This window comes from Runella sp. CRIBMP, from assembly GCF_009905605.1.
In the GTDB taxonomy this organism is placed as follows: Bacteria; Bacteroidota; Bacteroidia; order Cytophagales; family Spirosomataceae; genus Runella.
In genome coordinates this window covers 333,416-357,160 of sequence record NZ_JAAAKZ010000003.1, presented here as the reverse complement: position 1 = coordinate 357,160, position 23,745 = coordinate 333,416, and the positions used below count along the sequence as shown (strand labels likewise).

Annotated in this window: 19 protein-coding genes; 14 read left to right on the top strand and 5 right to left on the bottom strand. The window is 44.4% G+C overall.

Annotated features, from left to right (window positions below; genetic code table 11):
- Window positions 1-112 precede the first annotated feature (112 nt).
- Window positions 113-1,084 carry an AAA family ATPase gene (locus GVN20_RS11365; RefSeq protein ID WP_166558435.1) on the bottom strand — a complete coding sequence of 324 codons (972 nt, stop codon included), beginning with the start codon at window positions 1,082-1,084 and terminating at the stop codon, window positions 113-115.
- A complete protein-coding gene (pnuC, locus tag GVN20_RS11360) occupies window positions 1,081-1,740 on the bottom strand; it encodes a nicotinamide riboside transporter PnuC (protein ID WP_166558434.1) in 660 nt (219 codons plus the stop codon). Before pnuC ends, GVN20_RS11365 begins: the two co-directional genes overlap by 4 nt.
- Window positions 1,741-1,879: 139 nt before the next feature.
- On the opposite strand from pnuC, the gene glgB reads away from it, so the two are divergent.
- The 4 genes from glgB (at window position 1,880) to GVN20_RS11340 (ending at window position 5,561) form a co-directional block, all read left to right on the top strand.
- A complete protein-coding gene (gene glgB / locus GVN20_RS11355) occupies window positions 1,880-3,913 on the top strand; it encodes a 1,4-alpha-glucan branching protein GlgB (protein WP_166558433.1) in 2,034 nt (677 codons plus the stop codon).
- A gap of 187 nt (window positions 3,914-4,100) precedes the next feature.
- Window positions 4,101-4,343: an acyl carrier protein gene (locus tag GVN20_RS11350; protein ID WP_114461692.1), complete on the top strand. Its 243-nt coding sequence runs from the start codon at window positions 4,101-4,103 to the stop codon at window positions 4,341-4,343.
- 92 nt (window positions 4,344-4,435) lie between these two features.
- Window positions 4,436-4,900, top strand: coding sequence for a nucleoside deaminase (locus GVN20_RS11345; RefSeq protein WP_206023251.1), 465 nt, complete (start codon window positions 4,436-4,438; stop codon window positions 4,898-4,900).
- A 58-nt stretch (window positions 4,901-4,958) separates the two neighbouring features.
- On the top strand, window positions 4,959-5,561 hold the full coding sequence (locus GVN20_RS11340; protein ID WP_166558432.1) for a superoxide dismutase: 603 nt from the start codon (window positions 4,959-4,961) through the stop codon (window positions 5,559-5,561).
- A 154-nt stretch (window positions 5,562-5,715) separates the two neighbouring features.
- On the opposite strand, the gene GVN20_RS11335 is transcribed toward GVN20_RS11340, so the two are convergent.
- Entirely contained in the window at window positions 5,716-6,408 is a 693-nt protein-coding gene (locus tag GVN20_RS11335) for a hypothetical protein (protein ID WP_166558431.1), read from the bottom strand.
- A gap of 303 nt (window positions 6,409-6,711) precedes the next feature.
- On the opposite strand from GVN20_RS11335, the gene clpX reads away from it, so the two are divergent.
- From clpX to GVN20_RS11310, 5 genes are all read left to right on the top strand, one after another.
- Complete coding sequence (gene clpX, locus GVN20_RS11330; RefSeq protein ID WP_114068411.1) at window positions 6,712-7,950, top strand: ATP-dependent Clp protease ATP-binding subunit ClpX; 1,239 nt, start codon at window positions 6,712-6,714, stop codon at window positions 7,948-7,950.
- A gap of 88 nt (window positions 7,951-8,038) precedes the next feature.
- Window positions 8,039-8,755 (top strand): alpha/beta fold hydrolase, encoded by a 717-nt coding sequence (locus GVN20_RS11325; protein WP_166558430.1) that lies wholly within the window; start codon window positions 8,039-8,041, stop codon window positions 8,753-8,755.
- Window positions 8,756-8,911: 156 nt separating this feature from the next.
- Window positions 8,912-9,439: a hypothetical protein gene (locus GVN20_RS11320; RefSeq protein ID WP_166558429.1), complete on the top strand. Its 528-nt coding sequence runs from the start codon at window positions 8,912-8,914 to the stop codon at window positions 9,437-9,439.
- A gap of 97 nt (window positions 9,440-9,536) precedes the next feature.
- Window positions 9,537-10,610 carry a TerC/Alx family metal homeostasis membrane protein gene (locus GVN20_RS11315; RefSeq protein WP_166558428.1) on the top strand — a complete coding sequence of 358 codons (1,074 nt, stop codon included), beginning with the start codon at window positions 9,537-9,539 and terminating at the stop codon, window positions 10,608-10,610.
- Window positions 10,610-10,924 carry a DUF952 domain-containing protein gene (locus GVN20_RS11310; RefSeq protein ID WP_166558427.1) on the top strand — a complete coding sequence of 105 codons (315 nt, stop codon included), beginning with the start codon at window positions 10,610-10,612 and terminating at the stop codon, window positions 10,922-10,924. The genes GVN20_RS11315 and GVN20_RS11310 overlap by 1 nt, the downstream gene beginning before the upstream one ends.
- Before the next feature lie 19 nt (window positions 10,925-10,943).
- Here GVN20_RS11310 and GVN20_RS11305 read toward each other — a convergent pair whose 3' ends face one another.
- Together GVN20_RS11305 and GVN20_RS11300 are read right to left on the bottom strand one after the other, a co-directional pair.
- A complete protein-coding gene (locus tag GVN20_RS11305) occupies window positions 10,944-12,272 on the bottom strand; it encodes a PAS domain-containing sensor histidine kinase (RefSeq protein ID WP_166558426.1) in 1,329 nt (442 codons plus the stop codon).
- The gene (locus GVN20_RS11300; protein WP_166558425.1) at window positions 12,269-13,639 is read right to left on the bottom strand and encodes a sigma-54 dependent transcriptional regulator; all 1,371 of its coding nucleotides are present in this window, start codon (window positions 13,637-13,639) and stop codon (window positions 12,269-12,271) included. The genes GVN20_RS11305 and GVN20_RS11300 overlap by 4 nt, the downstream gene beginning before the upstream one ends.
- Before the next feature lie 416 nt (window positions 13,640-14,055).
- Between GVN20_RS11300 and GVN20_RS11295 the strand changes: the two genes are divergently transcribed.
- From GVN20_RS11295 to GVN20_RS11275, 5 genes are all read left to right on the top strand, one after another.
- Window positions 14,056-15,306: an efflux RND transporter periplasmic adaptor subunit gene (locus GVN20_RS11295; RefSeq protein ID WP_166558810.1), complete on the top strand. Its 1,251-nt coding sequence runs from the start codon at window positions 14,056-14,058 to the stop codon at window positions 15,304-15,306.
- Window positions 15,307-15,398: 92 nt separating this feature from the next.
- The gene (locus GVN20_RS11290; protein ID WP_013927702.1) at window positions 15,399-16,076 is read left to right on the top strand and encodes an ABC transporter ATP-binding protein; all 678 of its coding nucleotides are present in this window, start codon (window positions 15,399-15,401) and stop codon (window positions 16,074-16,076) included.
- 85 nt (window positions 16,077-16,161) lie between these two features.
- Complete coding sequence (locus tag GVN20_RS11285; RefSeq protein WP_166558424.1) at window positions 16,162-18,519, top strand: ABC transporter permease; 2,358 nt, start codon at window positions 16,162-16,164, stop codon at window positions 18,517-18,519.
- Between the two features lie 154 nt (window positions 18,520-18,673).
- Window positions 18,674-21,097, top strand: a complete 2,424-nt coding sequence (locus tag GVN20_RS11280; RefSeq protein WP_166558423.1) for an ABC transporter permease — start codon at window positions 18,674-18,676, stop codon at window positions 21,095-21,097.
- An 80-nt stretch (window positions 21,098-21,177) separates the two neighbouring features.
- On the top strand, window positions 21,178-23,559 hold the full coding sequence (locus tag GVN20_RS11275) for an ABC transporter permease (RefSeq protein ID WP_166558422.1): 2,382 nt from the start codon (window positions 21,178-21,180) through the stop codon (window positions 23,557-23,559).
- The last annotated feature ends 186 nt before the right edge of the window (window positions 23,560-23,745 follow it).

Sequence of the window (23,745 nt, the reverse complement as noted above, 5' to 3'; positions counted from 1 at the left end):
ATACAAAGATTTTTTGTAACTGTTTATAGTTTATTAACGCCCAATTATATGCCTTTTAGTGCTCTTGTCAGCAAAAGAAAGTTTTATAGCCCCAAGTAATCCCACGAAATGGTTAATTGCCCCGCAACATCCTTTCCACTTCTTTTCGTGCGGCAATAAACCGTTGCCCCCAATTTCCTTCAATCAACACATACGGTAGCTCTCGTTTTTCTAATTCATTCTTAAAAAGGTTGAACATTTCTGCCCGCCGATCACCAAAGTCGCGCAGTGAATCGGGTACCCAAGGCGTATCAATGTTTAGTAGCAAATACAGGTCGTACGTAATCTCTGCTTCGCATTTTTTCAACTCATCGGGCACGTAGCCAAAATACTGTTGGCAGTAAATTTGCGTCGTAATCAAGTCTGTATCACAGAAAAGCACTTGATTGGCTTCTCCTATTTTTTGTTTGACCAACTCAGTTTGTAATTCGCCAATTTCGATGATTTTTTCTATTTCAAACTCATTGGAGGTGAGCACCTCCCGAGCGACTTCGTGCGCAAAAGTTGTTTGAAAACATTCTGCTAACTGCTGCGCCAGCGTTGTTTTTCCAACGCTTTCGGGGCCATAAAGGCAGACTTTTTTCGTAAAATACGGCCTTACCAGCTGCGGTATAAAATCCCAATGTTGATACGGATTGGAGCGAATGACCGTGGCAGAAATAGGAACTTGAACGCGGTCTAAATCAAAAAACACCACAGGACAATTCAAATGACGGGCCAAAGGAACTCCGTAGGCTTCTGAGCAGAAAACGCCCTCTACATCAGGAAAAGTTTGGTGAATAAAATCCGCCCACATTTTGGTAGCTTCTGTGAGAGGCAACCCCTCATCGGGAAAATCGTCCAGTGCTCGAAATAGCTCAATACGCGGATTTTGGTCAAAGATTTGGTGTAGCCAACCAAAGCGTATTTCGGCAGGAATAGGGTCGTCGAGGGTAAAACTCATTGAAACCATGACTTTATCACAGTACGACAACGCAAACTCAATCAATGCCAAATGCCCTTTGTGCAAAGGCATGAATTTCCCAAAAACCAACCCTTTTTTCATCGTTTATCGTAGCTGCGGTATTCTTTGGTCCAATGATACGCCCCAAACGCCGCAATGAAGCAAAACAGAAAATACAGTAGCGCGTACAGCTTCACTTCTTTGAGGTAATAAATGTAAGTAGCAATGACATCAATCACCAACCACACGTACCACGCCTCGATTTTTTTACGAATCAACATAAACGTAGCCACAATACTCATGACCGTCGTGAATGAGTCCATGTAGGGAAAGGCACTGGGTTGACTAAACAGTACGGGGAAAAATTCGTGTAGATTTTTGGCAAAACTACCCATTGCAAACGTACACACCAGCCCACCTACGCCCAGCACCAGCCATTGTTGCAAGGTTAACTTACTGATTTTTAACTCATTTTTTAAGTTGGCCTCATTGGCTTTGGGGTATTTCCATTGCCACCAGCCGATGAGATTAGTGATAAAGAAAAAAACCTGCAAAAACATATCGGGGTAAAGCTGAATTTGGTAAAAAAGCGCAAACGCCAGCACCACATTCAACAAACCAATAATCCAACTCCACACGTTTTCACGCGCTGATAGCCAAACGGCCACTGCACCCGTGACGGTCGCCCAAAACTCAAGGTGGCTCATTTTGTATCCCCAAGCCTCAAAAAGGACGGAGTTGATGTCGAAAAAATTCATATTCAAGTGGTTCTCGGTTTTGGAAAAGAGGCTTAAAGAAAAAGAAAAAGATTTTTTAGTACTTATAGTGCAATTTTGGCTCGAAAAAATCTATTTTGCACCATACAACCTATAATGAACCATCGCTAAACTCAATATTATGGCAAAATCAGCAAAAACTAAAACTGAAGTTGTAGCCGAAACGCCCGTTCCGAAGAAAACCCGTAAAAAAACCGAACCGGTGGAAGACCTCACCATCGCCGAAGCCCCTGTCCAGTTGCAAGCTGTTGAAAATTATTCGCGCTTTTCAGAGTTTGATATTTATTTGTTCAAATCTGGCAAGCACTTTAAATTATACGAAAAGTTGGGCTCTCACGTAGCCGAGTATAAAGGAGTCATCGGTACTTATTTTGCCGTTTGGGCACCCAATGCTCACTACGTTTCGGTCATTGGAAATTTTAATGGCTGGGAGCGCGGCAGTCATCCACTCAGCTCTCGTTGGGACGGCTCGGGTATTTGGGAAGGCTTTGTGCCAAACATAGGGCGCGGTGAAGTCTATAAATACTTCATCAAATCAATGAATAATGGTTTGGAATTAGAAAAATCCGATCCTTTTGCCCTTTGGTGCGAAGTAGCCCCCCAAACCGCCTCGGTGGTGTGGGACACATGGTACGAGTGGCAGGATGAAGGATGGATGCGTAACCGCCGCAAGCACAACTCATTGACCTCTCCCATCTCAGTGTATGAAGTGCATTTGGCTTCATGGATGCGCGACCCCGACAACCCAGAGCGTTTTTTGAATTACCGCGAAATTGCCGATAGTTTGGTTCCCTACGTCAAAGAAATGGGCTTTACCCACGTAGAGTTGATGCCCATCATGGAAGCGCCCTATCCGCCTTCTTGGGGCTATCAAATCACGGGGTATTTCTCGTGCGCTTCCCGGATGGGAAATCCGCAAGACTTAATGTACCTCATTGAGCGGCTTCACTTGGAAAACATCGGCGTGTACATGGACTGGGTTCCATCGCACTTTCCAGGCGACGCCCACGGATTATATAACTTTGACGGTACGCATTTATACGAGCACGCCGACCCCCGCAAGGGCTACCACCCCGACTGGAAAAGCTATATTTTTAATTATGGCCGTAACGAGGTCCGTTCATTCCTCATTTCCAACGCCGTTTTCTGGATGGACCGCTACCATACCGACGGTCTGCGCGTAGACGCCGTTGCTTCGATGCTCTATTTGGACTATTCGCGCAAACACGGCGAATGGATTCCCAATGAGTTTGGCGGACGCGAAAACTTGGAGGCGATTTCGTTGATGAAAGAAATGAACGAAGCCATTTTCAAAGATTTCCCCGATGCCCAAACGATTGCGGAAGAATCCACCGCTTTTCCGGGTGTGTCGCGCCCTACTTATCTAGGCGGACTGGGATTCGGCATGAAATGGATGATGGGCTGGATGAACGATACCCTCAAGTATTTCGAAAAAGACCCGATGTTCCGTCGTTGGCACCAAGACCAGATTACGTTCAGCTTGGTATACGCTTTTTCTGAAAACTTCATGTTGCCGCTCTCTCACGATGAAGTGGTGTATGGAAAAGGTTCTCTGATTGGCAAAATGCCAGGCGACGAATGGCAACGTTTCGCAAATTTAAGGTTGCTGTTTACCTATATGTACACCCACCCTGGCACCAAACTGCTCTTCATGGGTGGGGAGTTTGCCCAAGCTCGTGAGTGGAATTTTCAACAATCGTTGGATTGGCATCTGCTCAACCATGCGCCACACAAAGGAGTACAGGAATGCGTTAAAGCCCTCAACTCGGCCCTACGCAATCAGCCCGCTTTGCATGACTATAACTTTTCGCCCGAAGGCTTTGAGTGGATTGACTCACAGGACCGTGACAATTGCATTGTGGCTTATTCGCGCAAAGGGCTTAATCCGAGCGATACCATTGTGGTGGTTCTCAACCTGACCCCCGTTCCGCAACAAGGCTACAGAATTGGCGTTCCGTCAGTTGGAATATGGGAAGAAGTGTTTAATAGCGATGCTCCTTCTTTTTACGGTAGCGGCGTGAGCAATACTCAAGTGATAGAAACCCAACCCGAAAAATGGCATAATCAGCCTCAATCAGTGGTCTTGACTTTGCCGCCATTGGCTGGGATTATTTTGAAGAAAAGTGCAAAATAATCGCTATTTCAACAGTTTAGTTCTGTTTTTTTTACAAAAATCTTTTTTTATATCTTATTGATTTAAAGAACATTGAAACAAACCCTCTGAAATAGTTATTGGTTTCATCTTATTTCGTGAAATTTTTGCCTCTTTTTTGGCGTTAAGATAAATGTAGATTAATACATCAACATTAACATACAATGCCATGAAAGAACGTATTTTAACTATTTTAGAAGACTTTGGTGTAGAACGCCGAGCGGTCACCGACAATGTTCATTTTGTAAAAGATTTGGGCTTTGATAGCTTGGACACGGTAGATTTGATGATGAAACTTGAAAAGGAATTTGGCCTGCGAATCCCCGACGAAGATTATCACAAATTATCCACCTTAAACAAGTTGATGGTTTATCTCGAAGAAGAGCAGAGCGTGATGTATGCCGCGGCCTAAAGCCACTCACCACAGAACCCAACAAGAGGATATAACTGCGACAGTTGTATCCTCTTTTGTTATTTTTATACCTTGGTTTATTTCAACGGACGATGTCTAAAGTCGGAAATATGTACCCTCTTTTTTCGGACGAGTACTATATGCAACTCGCTCTCTATGAAGCAGAAGCGGCCGCCGAAGCAGGGGAAATTCCCGTGGGGGCGGTCATTGTGTGTCAACACCGCATCATCGCCAAAACCCGCAACCAAACCGAGCAGTTGACCGACGTCACGGCCCACGCCGAAATTTTGGCCATCACCGCCGCCGCCGACTATCTGGGCAGCAAATACCTCAAAGATTGCACGTTATATGTCACCTTAGAGCCGTGTGTAATGTGCGGTGGGGCGCTGTATTGGTCCCAAATTGGGCGCATTGTCTACGGGGCTTCCGACGACAAACGAGGCTATTCTTTATTAACCCAAAACATCCTTCATCCCAAAACAACCGTTAAAAGGGGCATATTGGAGCAAGAAATTACCCAACTCCTGAAGAAATTTTTTCTCAGGCTGCGAACATAAAACGCTGGCACGGTGTTTTGCAGTCGAGTAACACGTTAAAACTTAAATTATAACTGTCATGTCCTTTACATTAGCCCCTCTGCCCTACGCCTCAAATGCGTTGGAGCCCCATTTTGACCAAACTACCATGGAAATCCACCACGGTCGTCACCATAATACCTACGTGACCAACCTCAACAACGCCATTGCAGGCACTCCCAACGAAGGCAAAAGCATTGAAGAATTGGTGGCCAATGCGGGTGCCATTTCTCCAGCGGTTCGCAACAATGGCGGCGGTCACTGGAATCATACATTTTTGTGGAACATTCTTTCGCCCAACGGCGGAGGAGCTCCGGTCGGTGAGTTAGCCGCGGCTATCGATGCTAAATTTGGCTCATTTGACGCATTTAAAGACGAGTTCAAAAAGGCAGCCTTGGGTCGCTTCGGTTCAGGCTGGGCATGGTTGATCAAAACTGACGACGGCGTAGCGATCACTTCCACTCCCAATCAGGATAATCCATTGATGGACATTGCCGATGTAAAAGGTACGCCAATTATTGGCCTTGACGTATGGGAACATGCCTATTATCTTAAGTACCAAAACAAACGCCCCGATTACGTGGATGCATTCTGGAACATCGTAGACTGGAACAAAGCAGAAGCTACTTTTAAAGGCGCCTAAAAAAATAGGAAATTCAATTCTTTTTAACCCGAAAGCTAAACGGCTTTCGGGTTGTTTGTTTTGGGGGATTAGTTAACCACTCAACCCATGCCATAAAAGAGGAAGAACCTTTGTTCAAATTAAGTATAGCATTATTAGGGCAGAATGAGGCGCTTCAATCAAACCCAATCGTTATCTCCACCACTTTCGGATTCAGTTGCTGCATGGCTGGATGGGAGGATAAAAACGGCCCTTCGCCCAGTACTTTTTCGGCAATAGTGCCGAGTTTATCATCTTCGATGTTATAGTAAAATCGAATCACGAGATTCTCCACTTCATTTTTACCAGCGAGTTTTCCGCGCTGCCAGTCGGTCACAAAGCCGCCGTAGTCCCACCCAAAGCCCGCAATTTTGAAGGGCTTACCGTTTATTTTTTCCACTTCTTTCAGGGGCATTCCCATCTTGACACCACTGTCTACCAACCACTGATTGGGTTTGCCTTCAGCCGAACGAATCATCACATTCCTAGGATTGGCGTAGTTGACGGTATCTTTCCACAAAATTTGGGCTTCGTCGGGCGTACCTTTAAACAGCGTCGTTCCTTTTTCGTAATAACCCTCTCCGATGTAGACCGAATCCCGAACCACATTTTCCGCTCCCAGCATCGCCATGAGGCTCGCTTCGCTGCTGTTGGCCTTTACATTGCCCGCCTGAACCCCAGGAATACAGTAAAAATTGTCGGGAGAGCCTTCTGGCTGACCAACTGCGACCGTTGCAGCGCTGTCAGGGGCGTTACCTGTTTGGTCGGTAGTGCCTTGGCAGGCGGTCAGGGCGAGCACGGCAAGGATAAAAAGGTAGTTATTGTTCATAGAGGTTTAGATCAGGGATTGTATCAACGCTTTGGAATTGGATTTTAAAGTAACAGACAAAGGACGGGAAGGTAAAACTTTTCTTTTTTATGCCTTACCCATTTTTCGTAAATTGTATTCTATTCTGACAAAAAAGCTCATAACACTTCGAAAGCCTTCATTGTCAAAAGAGAAGAAAAACGCCTGTGCAACAAACTCCGCCCAACCTGCGTAGTCCGTTAGATAAACTAATTGGGGTTTGTTATTGTTAAAACTTAACTTTGCAACGTAAATTTTAAACATTAGGTCATTTTGACTCCTTTCATGGCAGCAATAAATTGTTCTTTTTGTGGCAGACGGAAAAATGAGGTCCAGCTACTGCTCTCGGGTATTGATGCCCACATCTGTAATTTTTGCATTGAGCAAGGCTACGGCGTAGTTCAGGAAGAATTGTATCCTAAAAAGAAAAAGGAAAAACCATCCACCCCCAAGTTTAATCTCATCAAACCGCTCGAAATGAAGCGCTACCTCGACCAATACGTCATTGGTCAAGACGAAGCCAAAAAGACGCTTTCGGTGGCGGTTTACAACCACTATAAACGCCTCATGCAGCCAAAGTCGAACGATGAGGTGCATATCGAGAAAACCAACATCATCATGGTAGGCGAAACCGGAACGGGAAAAACCTACCTCGCGCGGACCATTGCCAAGATGCTGCAAGTGCCATTTTGCATTGCCGATGCCACCGTGGTGACCGAAGCTGGCTACGTGGGAGAAGACGTAGAAACCATTCTGACACGCTTGCTTCAGGCAGCCGACTACAACGCCGAAGCCGCCGAACGGGGCATCGTGTTCATTGATGAAATTGATAAAATTGCCCGGAAAAGCGATAATCCCTCTATCACCCGCGACGTGAGCGGCGAAGGGGTACAGCAAGCACTTCTAAAACTTTTGGAAGGCTCGGTCGTAAACGTTCCCCCGCAAGGCGGACGTAAGCACCCCGACCAAAAACTCATTCCAATCAATACCGAAAACATTCTTTTCATTTGCGGCGGCGCGTTTGACGGCATTGACCGACACATTGCCAAGCGCATCAACTCGCGTCCGATTGGTTTTACCAACGACCGTCGTTTGGGCGAAATTTTCGACAAAGGCAACCTATTGCGCTATGTAGCCGCGCAGGATTTGAAATCATTTGGTTTGATTCCTGAGCTCATCGGGCGTTTGCCTGCATTGACTTACCTCAATCCTCTGGACGGAGATGCATTGCGCCAAATCTTGACCGAGCCTAAAAATGCACTGGCCAAGCAATACCAGAAATTGTTTACCATGGAAGGCATTAAATTGACCTTTGATGATGATGTACTCGAATACATCGTGGAGCAGGCGTTGTCTTACAAACTAGGCGCGCGTGGTTTACGCTCCATTTGCGAAGCCATCATGACCGACGCCATGTTTGATTTGCCATCCATGAAAGACGTGACGGAGTTTACGCTCACGCTGGATTATGCCCGCGAAAAATTTGAACGCTCCTCATTATATGTCCTGAAATCAGTGGCATAAACCTAATTATTGAGTATCTTTGACAATAGCCCTCAGAAATCTGTTGGGCTATTGTTTTTTAATCGTTACAAAACCACTCCAACACAGCATGAAAACACTCGTTTTGATTCACGGCCACGGCGTTGACGCCTCCATTTGGGAAGACATAAAGCCACTGCTTCAGGAATATCAAGTACTGACTCCTGATTTCTCGACCGAGACCAAATTTAAAAGTATTGAAGAATATGCCGACGGGCTGCACGCTTGGTTGGAAGAAATAGGCATAAAAAAATGTGTTCTTATTGGGCACTCAATGGGCGGCTACCTCACTTTGGCATTTGCCGAAAAATACCCACAGCTTCTTCAGGGATTTGGCTTGTTTCATTCCACCTCCTATGCCGACGATGAAGCCAAAACCGAACAGCGAAAAAAAACATTGACGTTTATGGAAACCCACGGAGCGGCCGCTTTTATTCGTCAGTCGGGGCCCAACATGTACGCCGAGACGTATGCTAAAACCCATCCCGAAGTGATCAAAAATCACGTAGGAAAATACGCTCAATTGCCAACAGAAGCCGTTATTGCGGGATTTAAGGCCATCATGACTCGCACCGACCGTACGTCGATACTTCGGAATTCCAACCTTCCAGTTTTGTTTGTTTTTGGGGAAGAAGATAAGCTCATTTCGTTTGAAAAGAACATTGAGTTGTCTAAACTTTCTCCCAACACCCACACTTTGGTCCTCAAAGAAGCAGGCCACATGGGAATGGTCGAAGACCCAAAAGCTTCGGCAGAAGCCATCAGGGAGTTTATGGAAACACTTTAGAAATAAGCCAGCATCAGCGTCGTCTGCCTTTTAAATTACGACCAACTGCGCATAGATGACGCTGATGTTTTAAGGTAAAATACTTATAATCAGCACCCCATCTGCTTTTAGGATAAAGTAAAATCAAAGTTGATTCCTGCTTTAATAAATAAAACGATGGCAAAGCACACCCTTTTGTTTTTGTTTCTGACGATTTGTTTCGGAAGTTGTAAAAAAGAAGCCGACCCCGAATACCGTGTCCCACCCGAAGTTGAACCTTACGTGCAAGCGTTTGTCAAAGAAGCTAAACTACGCGGATTGGAGTTGAAAATAGATAACCTTATCGTTGAATTTGCCCAACCCGACGCCAACTATATCTGCGGAATGTGTAAAGGTGTGCAAGCCCATCAAAAGCACATTATTCTTGGTATTCAGGAGTTTTGCTGGAAAGAAGCCACTACCCAAACCCGCGAAGGGTTGGTTTTTCATGAACTCGCTCACTGCTATTTGGCGCGCCTGCATACCTCCAAAGCATTCGCCGACGGCACCTATGCTAGCCTGATGAACCCTGACAATACCGAAGTTTATTCTATCTGTTTGTACCCAATCGACAACGGCAACGACTGCGACAAACGCGCCCGGCGGCAATACTATATTGATGAGCTGTTTGACGAAACCACGCCTACGCCCGCTTGGGCCCGATAGAAACCGTTTGTCAATGTGAAAGAATCTGCGGAACTTTGATAGCTGTTTGAGGCTTATTAGCCAAGAACGATTTCACTAATTAACCCACGCGTAAGCGATGATTTCTAACGAACTTCTATTTTTTGGAGCATTTACGGTATTTGTCATTTTCGTCATGCTCATCGACCTCGGTGTATTTACTAAGCAAAAAAGCCACATTGTCAGTTTTAAAGAAGCGGGTATCTGGAGTGCCGTTTGGGTGGTACTGTCCGTTGGATTTTATTTCTTCATCAAAAACTTCGGCTACCTTATTCACGATGTCTCCGATATGACTCATTTACAGGAGATTGTAAGCAAGTATGCCAACCATCTAGTACTTGTTCCAGGCAATTTTGAGGCCAGTTTACAGATTTTTCAGAACAACATGGCCCTTGAGTACATCACGGGTTATTTGGTTGAATACTCCCTTTCTGCCGACAATATTTTTGTATTTATCTTGATTTTCAGTTCTTTCGGTGTTCACGAAAAGTTTTACAAAAAGGTATTGATTTGGGGAATTTCGGGGGCGGTAGTGCTTCGCTTCGTATTTATATTTGTCGGCGCGGCGTTGTTGCAAAAGTTTGAATGGATTATCTATATTTTTGGGGCATTTTTGGTCTATACTGGTGCTAAAATCCTCTTTCAGAAGGAAGAAGACGAAGAAATCAATCCGAGTGAGCACATCGCCGTAAAATTTGCCTCTAAGTATTTCAACGTCTATAATCGCAACGTTGTTGACCATTTTTTCATCTTCCACCGACGTTACAATAAATGGTACATCACACCCATCTTTGTGGTCGTTATTGTGATTGCTTTTACGGATTTGATTTTTGCGGTTGATTCCATCCCCGCCATTTTCTCCATCACCAAAGACCCTTACATTGTCTTTTTCTCCAATGTGTTTGCTATCATGGGGTTACGTTCGATGTTCTTCTTTTTATCGAGCATCATGGACAAATTCCATTACCTCAAACCCGGTTTGGGAATTTTGCTTTCTTTCATTGGACTCAAAATGTTGGGACATCATCAACTGGAAGAATGGGGCTTTAAGACCGTTTATTCGCTTTATATCATTGTGGGGATTTTGGCCGTTGCCGTTATCGCTTCCCTGTTATTCCCCAAAAAAGAAGAACCTGTTACTTCTCCAAGCTGATGATTTATCACATTGTTACGCCAGAATATTGGGCACAATTTGAGTATGCCCCCGCCTACAAAAGCGAGACGCTGGATGCCGAAACATTCATTCATTGCAGCACGCAAACTCAAATAGCGGGTGTTTTGGAAAGATATTACAGCGGAGTAGACAACCTATTTTTGATGCACATCGACGAGACCAAGCTTACTTCTCCGCTGTTGTACGAACCCGCGCCCAACGGCACCGAACTCTTTCCGCACGTGTATGGCCCCATTAATTCTGAGGCCATTGTAGAAATAGGTTGGCTCAAAAAAGACGGAAATATTTTGTAGAGACGCGGTGTTTGTGTCTCTACAAAATAATCACAAATGTGGTACCTCTGCCTACTTCCGAGGTCACACTGAGCTGACCACCGTGCTGTTGCATAATTTGGCGCGAAAGACTCAGTCCTATGCCCGAACCTGTTTTTTTGGTGGTATAAAAAGGAATAAAAATCCGCTCCAAAGCTTCTGGCTCAATGCCAAGGCCGTTGTCGGCCACCTCAATGTATACGCGCTGATTCATGTCGGAATAGGCACGTATCGTCAACAACGCATTGGCATGTCCCTGCAAAGCTTCGATGGCGTTTTTGATGAGATTAATCAACACCTGTTCGATTTGGTCCGCGTCGGCCGTGATGACAAGGCTCTCAGGCACAATCGTTAAGGTCGTTTTGATAAATGCTTCCTGCAAACTTTTTTGAAACAATTGCAGCACCCCGCTGAGTAGCTCGCGGGCGGGGATTTCCACAAAGGTAGGTTTTGGTAAGGTAGTAAAATCACGGTAGGCATTCACAAACTGGATGATTCCCGCGCTGCGTTTTTCCAGCGTTTGCAGCGCCTCCGTCAAGTCCTGCACCCCTTCATTGTCGGGCGCAACGGGCGCGATGTCGAGTTGCACAATTTCCTTCATTGTTCCTACCAACGACAATATGGGAGTGAGCGAATTCATGATTTCGTGACGCAACACCCGTGTCAGATTTTGCCAAGCTTCAATCTCCTTCTGTTGCAATTCTGACTGAATATTTTGCAAAACCAAAATCCGTAATACCTTACCTCTCAGCTGAATCTGCGTAGCCTGCACCGACAACGACTCATCGTCGGAGGTCTGATAAAGTTGGCGTACACCCGTACGAAGCGTGGCTATCAACGTAAAAAGCTGCGGGTGGGGCTCCTGTAAATCTTCCAACTGACGCAGCCGATAAATTCCCAACATCTTGAGTGCGGCGCTGTTGACCAGCTCTACGCGCCCATCGCTGCCAAAGCTAATCAGGCCCGTACTGATATGCTGAACGATGGTATTCAGATACTGAAGATTGGCTTCTTTTTCGGCCCGGGCCACACGAAATGCCTCCAAAACTTCATTGAACTGCTGATTGATTTCTCGAAAACTTTCACCCATTTTATCATCTGAGCGAAACTTTACGGCAAAATCTGAATAGCGAACGGACTCAAAAAAACGCGCCAGTTTTCGGTTTGTACTTGTGGCATAATAATACAACTGAAATACCGCAATGGCACTCATAAACGCCATCAATGCCGACAATATCCACTGCTCATCAGGAACAAAGTAAAACAACCCTCCCAAACTAAGCGTCAGCCAAAACACCCGCCACAAAATGCCGATTGAGAAGTGTTTCATAGCCCGTATTTTTCCATTCTACGGTACAATGCCTGCCGCGAAAGACCCAACTCCTTGGCCACTTCGGTGATGTTGCCGTTGTATTTTTTCATTGCTTTTACAATCAACTGTTTTTCCATTTCTTCCAGCTGGTAGGTTTCGGTAAACTGTGAGGTTTCGGTAAACGCATTCTGGAAAAAATCTTCGGGTTGCAATGTGTTTTGTTGGGTCAAAATAACGGCTCGCTCCACCGCACTGCGGAGTTCGCGCACGTTGCCAGGCCAATGATAACGTTGCAATTGCTTGATCAGAGCCGCACTCAGGGCTGTCACCACGCGTTTGTATTGATGACGGTACTGTTTCAGGAAAAGCTCCGTCAGCGGCACAATGTCTTCAGGACGCTCCCGCAAGGGCGGAATACGCAACTCAATGGTATTGATTCGGTAAAGCAAATCCTGACGGAAGGTCCGCTCAGCCACCATTTGGCCGATGGGTTGATTGGTAGCGCAAATGATCCGGACGTCTATTTGTTTGGTTTTGTTAGAACCCACCCTCGTCACCGTTCGGTTTTGCAGCACGGTCAGGAGCTTGGCCTGCATGGGCAAGGATAAATTGCCGATTTCATCTAAGAACAGCGTTCCTCCGTGGGCCTCTTCAAACCGCCCTGCGCGGTCTTCTTTGGCATCGGTAAAAGCCCCTTTGACGTGACCAAATAGCTCGCTTTCAAACAAACTTTCAGGAATTGCCCCTAAATCTACGATAACGAAAGGTTTATCGGCGCGATTGGATTTTTGGTGGATAAGTTGGGCCAAGTCGCTTTTTCCAGTTCCGTTTTCTCCCAACACCAGTACCGTCGCGTCCGTCACCGCGACGCGCTCGGCGGTGGCGTACAGCTGCTGCATAACCGCGCTGGAAGCCACAAAATTTGGTTGGGACAACGGCTTTCCAGGCGTTGGTTTATTGGCCAACGCCACTGAGCTACCACCCACTTTTGCTTTATTTTCCTCCCTTTTGTACACGGCCGCCTGCATAGTAGCCAGCAGCTTATCGTTTTCCCAGGGTTTCAGTACAAAGTCCATGGCTCCCGCTTTCATGGCCCGAACGGCCATTTCTACATCACCAAACGCAGTAAATAGGACCACAACCGCCAAAGGGTCAATGTCTAAAATACGGTCCAACCAATCAAAACCTTCTTTGCCGCTGATGACGTCACGGGTGAAGTTCATATCCAACAAAATAGCGTCGTAATTGCCGTTGGTGACTAAGAAGGGAATACGTTGGGGATTTTTTTCAATATCCACTTGACTGAAATGCCGTTTGAGGAGCAATTTAGCAGCACTCAAAACGTCGACATCATCGTCAACAATTAATACTTTGGCGGTGAGCATTTGAAATATTTGTAAATGAGCTAATTAGTAATTTTGGTAAAATACAACTCTTTTGACGGTATGTATAAATTTACCCAATAAGAGTGCCAAAATACAAAATACCTCATTATCAACCATTAAGATAAAGTACACTTTTTATTCTTGTCCAATGGCGTACAACCCATGTCCGTTTTCGGACAATTTTAAAATTCGCAGGCAATACCAATTCATTCATAACCAATAACTTATGTTTCCGGCACGGGTATTGGCAGAATACTAAACAGACACATACAGCCATTAAAATATGAAGCAGTAAGGAGTCGAAAAGCAATCAACTCCTTGCTGCATTTTAAGAAAGTACTCATTCATCAATCAGCATAGTAACAATGGAAGTTAAGAATCCGATCATCGGCCAAAACAACAACCCTCAGGGCACCATGGACCGCGTACGTAAAAAGAAATTTTGGAATACCCAGCGCATTGCCATTTTTGCAGGGAGCAGTGCTTTGATTGCCTTTATTGTGTATCAATTATTTTTCTCCGATAAACGCTCCAAACTCAATGTAGAAGCTGAAAAACTCACCGTATCCAGTGTTTCGACGGGCTCTTTTGATGAGTTTATTGTAGTGACTGGCGTAGTGCAACCCCTCAAAATCATTCGTTTGGACGCCATCGTGGGCGGGTATGTTCGTGAAAAAATCGTGGAAGGCGGCAGCATGGTGACCCAAGGCCAAGTGCTATTGAAACTAGAAAACCAAAACCTCAAACTCAACTTCCTACAATCAGAAACCGAGGCCAGCCGATTGGTGAATGACCTCCAAAATACCCGTCAACAATTGAAAGTAGCGCGTTTTAATATCCGTCGGACGTTAAACGAACTGGAATTTAAAATTGACCAAGCCAAAGATATTTACGAACGTAATCAGAAATTATTCAAAGACAAAGTGATTCCTGAATCTGATTTTCTGCGTTCAAAACGTGATTACGAACTGTTGGTAAAACAAAAAGAAATCGAAACTGAATCACAAATCTATCAGGAAGAAAACGCCAAAATGCAGATTGGCCAATTGGAAGGAACGCTTTTGCGGACCCAACGCAACGTAGACCTGTGGCGCCAAACCCTCGATAACCTCGTGGTGAAAGCGCCCGTTGGTGGTTTGCTTTCTTCAATAGACGTAGAAGTAGGTTCAAACATCAGTCAAGGCCAAAACATCGGGCAGATTGACGACCTCAACGGTTTCAAAATGCGCGTTGCAATTGATGAACACTATGTATCGCGGATTTTTGTCGGATTGGGCGGAAGTTTTGAATTTAATGGAAAAGAAAACCCGCTGACCATTACGCGCATTTATCCTGAAGTAAAAAACGGACGTTTTGAAGTAGATATGAGTTTTCCGAAAGGTACACCCGAAGGCATCAAACGCGGACAATCCACACCGATTCGCCTAGAATTAGGCAAGGCCGAAAAAGCGGTACTCTTGCCAGTAGGCGGGTTTTTCTCCGATACGGGCGGCAACTGGGTGTATGTGCTAGACAACAGCGGCAAACGCGCCATCAAGCGCAACATCACGCTGGGACGCAAAAACCCTGAATATTATGAAGTACTAGAAGGGCTACAAACGGGTGAAAAAGTAATCACCAGCAGCTACGCAAACTTTGGCGACAAAGAAGTGCTTGAATTGAAATAACAGAATATTAAAAATTCACGCTGAGAACGCAAAAACGTTGAGAAATTGAATCATACAGCATACACTCCAGAATCCATAATTTTGACTTAACAATGATAAAAACAGCTAACCTCCAGAAAATCTTCACCACCGAAGAAGTGGAAACAACAGCCTTGAACGGAATTGATTTGGAAGTAAAAGACGGCGAATTTGTCGCCATCATGGGTCCATCTGGTTGCGGCAAATCTACGTTGCTCAACATCCTGGGCCTCTTAGACAACCCCAGCGAAGGCAGCTATGACTTCCACGGGACCGAGGTGGCAAAACTGTCGGAACGTCAACGGGCACAATTGCGTAAAGGAAACATCGGGTTTGTGTTCCAGAGCTTTAACCTCATCGACGAGCTGACCGTGTATGAAAACGTGGAGCTTCCGCTGCTTTACCTCAAAGTACCCGCCGACCAACGCAAAGAAATGGTTGAAACGGTATTGACCCGCATGAACATCATGCACCGCCGCAATCACTTTCCGCAACAACTATCGGGGGGACAGCAACAACGTACCGCCATTGCCCGCGCGGTGGTAGCCAAGCCCAAATTAATCCTTGCGGATGAGCCCACGGGAAACTTAGACTCCGCCAACGGCGAAGAAGTAATGAAGCTGCTCTCCCAACTCAACGACGAAGGCACGAGTATCATCATGGTAACTCACTCGCCGTATGACGCAGGTTTTGCCCACCGAATCGTCAATCTTTTTGACGGCAAAGTGGTAACTGAGAAAATGCGCGTATAAACACATATTCACCCATATAAGTAGTGCGTGAAGGCATTGGGCAATGGTCCTCTGCCTTTTCCGCTATGCCCAAACCCATACAGCCATGTTAAGCAATTACCTCACCATCGCCTTCCGCAATTTGTGGAAAAACAAAGTTTACAGTTTTATCAACATTATGGGGCTAGCGCTAGGCATGGCCTGCAGTCTGATGATTATGTTGTGGGTACAAGACGAAACGGCTATGGACGCCTTTCATGAAAACGGCACGCGTCTTTATCGGGTAATGGAAAACCAGTATTATTCGGGCAAAATCGAGACCTACCCTTCAACGCCAGGGCTTCTGGCCGAAAACATTGTAAAAGACATTCCCGAAATCGAAAAGGCCAGCCAAATGCTGTGGGAAGAGCAGCCGCTTTTTACCGTAGGCACTACTTTCGACAAAGAAAAGGGCCGCTATGTACAAGGGGATTTTCTGACGATGTTCAGTTTCAAACTGGAGCAAGGCGATGCCCGAACCGCCCTAAAACGCCCCGATGGAGTAGTTATATCCAAAAAACTCGCCCAAAAGTATTTTCCTAATCAAAACCCTCTGGGCAAATCTATCCGTATTGACGGTAAAGAAGACGTGATGGTTACGGGGATTTTGAAAGATATCCCTAAAAACTCATCGCTGAAATTTGACTTTTTGATGAGCTTCGACCGCTGGCTCAAAAACAATCCATGGGCCAAAGAATGGGGCAATAACGGGCCGCGCTGTTACGTGATGTTGGCCAAAAACGCATCATTAGACAAAGTAAATGCCAAAATCAAGGGCTACATCAAGACCAAAAACAAAGACAGCAACGTCGAAATATTCTTGCAATCGTATCAGGAATCGTACCTTTATTCCAACTGGGATTCGGGCAAACAAAACGGCGGACGGATTGATTATGTGCGTATTTTTTCCATCGTTGCCATCGTAATTTTATTGATTGCGTGCATCAATTTCATGAATTTGGCCACGGCTCGCTCCGTCAAACGCGCCAAAGAAGTGGGCGTTCGCAAGGTGATTGGCGCGGTCAAGGGCATTCTGATTGGGCAATTTATGGGCGAAGCCATACTGATTGCATTTTGTGCGCTACTCTTTTCTATTTTGTTGGTTTTTTTGCTCCTGCCCACTTTTAACCTTCTGACCGAAAAAGAGCTGTCGCTCAACTTTACCGACCCAAGTTTTCTAGTGGTTTTGGTGAGTCTAACGTTGATAACGGGCTTAGTGGCGGGCAGCTACCCTGCGTTGTTTATGTCATCGCTCAATCCCGTTGTGGTGTTGAAAGGCTCCCTGAAATTTAAGCCGAGCGCCACTTATTTTCGAAAAGGACTGGTGGTTTTTCAGTTTGCCTTGTCGATTACGCTCATTTTGGGCATGATTATCGTTCACGAACAAATTAATTATTTACGAACCAAAAACGCTGGTTATGACCGCGAAAACCTTCTTTATATGCCATTGGAAGGAAATTTGCAGAAAAACTTCGCCTCGTTCAAACAAGAACTTCAACATCAGCCTGGCATCAAATCAGTCACCTGCTCCCAATCAGACCCGCTGGAAGTAGGCTCATCGACACAAGGCGTAAAATGGCCCGGAAAAGACACAACCCAGTTATTGCTTTTTGCCAACAACGCCATCTCGTACGACTACATCAAAACGATGGGTATTCAACTGATTGGCGGGCGGGATTTCAGCGACCAATACGGAACCGACACCACCAACTACATCATCAACGAAGCCAGCGCCAAAAAAATGGGCTACAAAGACCCCGTCGGCAAAGAAATGACCATGTGGGACCGTAAGGGAACCATTGTCGGACTGATGAAAGATTTTCATTACAACACGCTTCACTCAGCCATCGAGCCGTTGATTTTGCGCTTACAGCCCAAAACCGAGAATTGGGGGGTCGTCATCATCCGCGCCGAAGGCGGCAAAACCCCTGATGCCATTGCCAATACCGAAAAAGTGTTCAAGAAATTTAACCCTAATTTTCCATTCAAATACTTTTTTGCCGACCAAGAATACGCCAATCAGTACAAAAGTGAAAATGTGGTCAATAAGCTATCCAATTACTTTGCGTTTTTGGCCATTTTTATTTCGTGTCTTGGGCTATTTGGACTGGCGTCGTTTACGGCGGAGCAACGCACCAAAGAAATAGGCGTGCGTAAAGTGCTGGGCGCAAGTGTATCCAATCTGGTAGGAATGTTGTCGCAGGATTTTATCAAATTGGTGCTGCTTGCTACGCTCATCGCGTTTCCAGTGGCGTGGTATTTCCTCAAAAATTGGCTCGAAAAATACGCTTATCGTATCGACATAGAATGGTGGTATTTTGCCATTGCGGCGCTTTCGGCAATAGCGATTGCCCTGCTGACCGTCAGTTACCAAGCCATCCGGGCGTCATTGATGAACCCCGTAAAATCGCTAAAAACGGAATAAAAACTACAATCAACTGTTCAGTTCCGTAAAATAGGCGTACGATTTCGGACAGACCAACTTACAGAAAACAGCTTTTTGAACTTTATTGGAACTGGCGAACAATTTGTCGAACTAAAGCTTAATACGCCTTTGCAACCCCCAATACAGCCCGATTATGATACGCAATTATCTAAAAATCGCTTTCAGAAATCTACAACGAAATAAGATTTATTCGGCCATCAACATCGGTGGACTCGCTATTGGTATGGCTACTTGTTTGTTGATTACGCTTTATGTCTTAGACGAAATCAGCTACGACCGCTATCATCAAAAAGCCGACAGAATTTATCGGATTGATTTTGATGTCAAGTTTGGTGGGCAAGATAGGGAATTTGCCACTGTTTCGGATGGAATGGGGGATGCTTTAAAAAACGACTATCCCTTCATCGAAACCTTTACCCGATTCAGGCCCATTGATATTTTAGTCAAAAAAGGGAATCAGAGTATCCGTGAGTCTATGTCTATGTTTGTTGACAATTCAGTTTTTGAAGTTTTTGATATTCCATTGATTGAAGGTGACGCCAAAACGGCGTTGCAAGAACCATTTACGATAGTTTTGGATGAACAGACTGCTCAAAAATATTTTGGAAAAACACAGGTTTTGGGCATTACAATGACCATTGATGAAAAAGCCTACAAAGTAACTGGTGTAATGAAAAAAATCCCCGAAAACTCGCATTTCAGGGGCAGAAATATGTTTCTTTCGATGGCAAGCTCGGCAGATAGCAGGGCAAATAACTGGTTGAACAATAATTTTTTTACCTATTTAGTATTCAAAGAAGGTACAAAACCTGAGCAGTTAAAATCGCAGTTCGATAAGGTCATCCACAAATACATGATGCCCCAATTCAAGAGTGTAATGGGTATCAAGAGCATAGAAGAATTAGAAAAAGCGGGCAATCGCGTAGCTTTGGGATTGACGTCATTGACAGATATTCATCTCCATTCTAACAAATTCTATGAACTTTCGCCTAATAGTAGTATTCAGTATGTTTACATTTTTTCGGCGATTGCTCTTTTTATTTTGTTGATAGCGTGTGTCAATTTTATGAATCTCAGCACGGCCCGTTCGGTCAATCGGGCAAAAGAGGTGGGTGTACGTAAAGTCATGGGGTCGGTACGTACGATGCTCATGAATCAGTTTTTGTCAGAATCCATCCTGATGAGCTTAATAGCATTCATATTGGCGCTTGGAATTGCTACTTTGGTTTTACCATTTTTCAATGATATATCAGCCAAAAATCTAAACCTATCATTCGTCAAAAAACCACTTTTACTATCCATATTGTTTAGTTTTGCTGTTTTTGTAGGCTTGTTAGCTGGTATTTATCCCGCTCTATTTTTGTCTTCATTCAAACCAATTAGCATACTAAAAGGCAAACTAAGTGCCACTACCAAAGGTGGTTATTTCCGAAGTAGCTTGGTTGTTTTTCAGTTTTTTGCCTCAATATTTCTTATCATTTCTACCATAGTTATTTATTGTCAGTTAGATTTTATTCAGAAACAAAACATTGGCTTCAATCGTGAACAAGTCATCGTTATCAACGATACAAATCTATTAGAAAAAGGCTTAGAATCGTTTAAAAACGAATTGTTACAAATTTCAGGCATAAAATCGGCTACCATAAGTGCTTTTTTACCGACACCTTCTTACCGAAATAATACTGTTTTTTGGACAGAAGGCCAGCTCAGTGCCGATAATGGTATTACGATGCAATTCTGGGAAGTAGGCTATGACTACACCGAAACACTCAAAATGCAATTTGTTGCTGGGCGTGACTTTGATAAAACAATGTCAACAGATTCGTTGGCTATCATCATCAACGAAACCACGGCGAAACAAACAGGCTATAAAAATCCAATCGGACAGAAATTATACGCTTATGGCGGCAATTTAAAAGATTTGATTCCTTATACGATTATCGGAGTGGTCAAAAACTTCAATTACGCATCTCTACGAGAAAATGTAGCAAGCCTCTCAATGTGCCTTGCTAAAAAACCTTATGGAATGATTTCGGTGCGGGTGCAATCCGATGATTTTAAGCAGAGCATCGCCCAAATCGAAGAAAAATGGAAGGCAAGAGCGGGCGGAACTCCCCTCAATTATCAATTCTTAGACGAAGCATTCGACAATATGTATCGTACCGAACAACGCATTGGAAAAGTCTTTATCAGTTTTGCAGTTTTAGCGATTCTTATAGCTTGTTTGGGCTTATTTGGTTTAGCCACTTTCACAGCCGAGCAACGTACCAAAGAAATTGGCGTGAGAAAAGTGCTTGGGGCAAGTATTTGGAGCATTGTTCAGTTGCTTTCAAAAGACTTTCTAAAATTGGTTTGCCTAGCCTTTGTGATAGCTTCGCCCTTGGCGTACTATGCCATGAGTACGTGGCTGAAAAACTTTGCATTTAGAACCGATATTCCGTTGTGGGTTTTTATCGGATCAGGCACTTCCGCCTTGGCAATAACCTTACTAACAGTGAGTTATCAATCCATAAAAACAGCATTAATGAATCCAGTAAAGAGTTTGAAAACGGAGTAAATTCAAGGATTTAGGGGTTAGGCTTTAGAAAAAAAACAAGAATAGCCCAATTCCTAAAACCTTAAAATTATGAAAAAGCTATGTTACGTAACTACCTAAAAATCGCTATCCGAAATCTTGTCAAAAACAAGGTGTATTCTTTCATCAACATTGTGGGATTATCGGCTGGGATGGCCGTGGCAATACTTATCGGGCTTTGGATGTGGGATGAATTATCGTACAACAAATATCACCAAAACTACGAAAAAATTGTGCGGGTCATGCAACACGTGACCAACAACGGTGAAGTGCAAACGTGGCCTAATACACCGCTTCCTTTGGCCGAAGAACTCCGTAAAAGTTACGGGAGCGATTTTAAGCACGTGACCGTGGCGAAAGATGCATACAGTATTTTGTCTTACGGCGAGAAAAAATTCAGTAAGAAAGGTGCTTATTTCGAACCTCAAGTTACCGAAATGTTAACGTTGAAAATGCTGAAAGGGACGAGAAACGGCCTCAAAAACCCCAACGCTATTCTACTGTCTGAATCTGTAGCCAAGGCATTTTTTGGGGAAGCCGACCCTTTGGATAAAATCATGAAAATGGATAACCAAACGGATGTGAAAGTAACGGGTGTTTATGAAGATTTGCCTCATAATTCTGAATTTCATGACATAACATTTATAGCTCCGTGGCAATTATATTATAACAACAATGAGTGGGTTAGAACAATGGCCGACCCATGGCGGCCCAATGCGTTTCATATTTATGCTCAACTCATTCCAAACGCAGATATAACCACCGTTTCTCACAAAATTAAAGACGCCAAACTCAACAAAGTCAGCAAAGAATTGGCCAAGAAGAAACCAGAGGTTTTTCTGCATCCCATGAGCAAATGGCATTTGTATTCTGACTTTAAGAATGGCATAAATGTTGGCGGGAAAATCCAATATGTGTGGTTGTTTGGCATCAGTGGGCTATTCGTGCTGTTGTTAGCCTGCATCAACTTCATGAATTTGAGTACGGCACGCTCCGAAAAACGAGCCAAAGAAGTAGGCATTCGAAAAGCAGTAGGCTCGGTTCGTGCCCAAATTGTCTACCAGTTCTTTTTTGAATCCCTCTTAATGGTGTTCTTTTCCTTTGGGTTTGCCTTGCTTTTCGCGCAGCTCATGCTACCTTTTTTCAACAATGTGGCCGACAAAACCATGGCGCTCCCATGGAATAATCTGTCATTCTGGATGGTAGGCTTAGGTTTCAGTTTGCTCTGCGGACTGGTGTCGGGTAGCTATCCCGCTTTTTATCTGTCTTCGTTTCAGCCCCTAAAAATCTTAAAGGGTACCTTCCGCGCAGGCCGTTGGGCAGCTTTACCACGTCAGGTGCTAGTAACGATACAATTTACGGTTTCGGTGACGTTGATTATCGGTACCATCATTGTTTTTCGTCAGGTAAAATTTGCCCAAAATCGTCCGATGGGTTATAACAGCAATGGTTTAGTGACTTTGCCCATGTACACTTCCGAAATTCATACCCATTTTGACGCCGTAAAAAAAGAATTGACAAAATCAGGGGCAATTATCGACATGGCCGAAGCGGGAAGCCCCCCCACGGAGAATTATTCAAGCACCAGTACGATTGAATGGAAAGACAAAGACCCGAATCTATCTGTTGATTTTCAGACAATAGCCATTTCGTTTGACTATGGCAAAACCATCGGCTGGTCGTTTAAAGAAGGGCGTGATTTCTCCAAAGAATTTTCTACCGACTCCTCGGGGTTGATTTTGAACGAAGCGGCCGTAAAATTTATGGGTTTGAAGAATCCAGTAGGCGAGACCATTAAGTGGTACGGAACTCCCAACAAAGTAATCGGCGTGGTGAAAGACATGATTGTACAATCTCCTTTTCAACAAGTAAAACCCTCAATTTATCATTTGACCACGGAGCCTGGCGGGGTTATGATTGCCAAAATCAACCCTTTGACAAATGCTGGCAAAGCCTTGAGCGAGGTAGAAACGGTTTTCAAAAAGTTTAATCCTTCCCAACCTTTTGAATATCAGTTTGTGGATGAAGAATATGCCAAAAAATTCGACAATGAAGAACGTATTGGCCAATTAGTCACTTTTTTTGCCATTCTTGCCATTTTTATCAGTTGCTTGGGAATCTTTGGACTGGCCTCGTTTATCGCCGAACAACGTACCAAAGAAATCGGCATTCGCAAAGTATTGGGTGCATCGGTGACCAATCTGTGGCAAATGCTCTCCAAAGATTTTGTCATTTTGGTCATCATTTCTTGCGTTATTTCCGCACCCATTGCCTATTATTTTTTACAAGAATGGTTACAAAAATACACCTATCGCACTGAGATTTCAGGATGGATTTTTGCAGTGGCAGGTTTTGGGGCGTTAGTCATTACACTCCTAACCGTCAGTTTTCAAGCCATTAAGGCGGCGTTGATGAATCCAGTAAAGAGTTTAAAAACGGAGTAAAAAAGAGTGTAGAGGAGATAGTTAGACGGGGTCTGACTATCTATCGTCAGACCTTTTGCTCTTTGTCCACTGCGGGACAATGTTTGTCCGTAAACGGACAGATTAGACTTGATAAAATTTACAAAAAACGCCTTCAGAACCGATTGAAGGCGTTTTTTATGTCTTGGCAAACTATTTGTACGATAA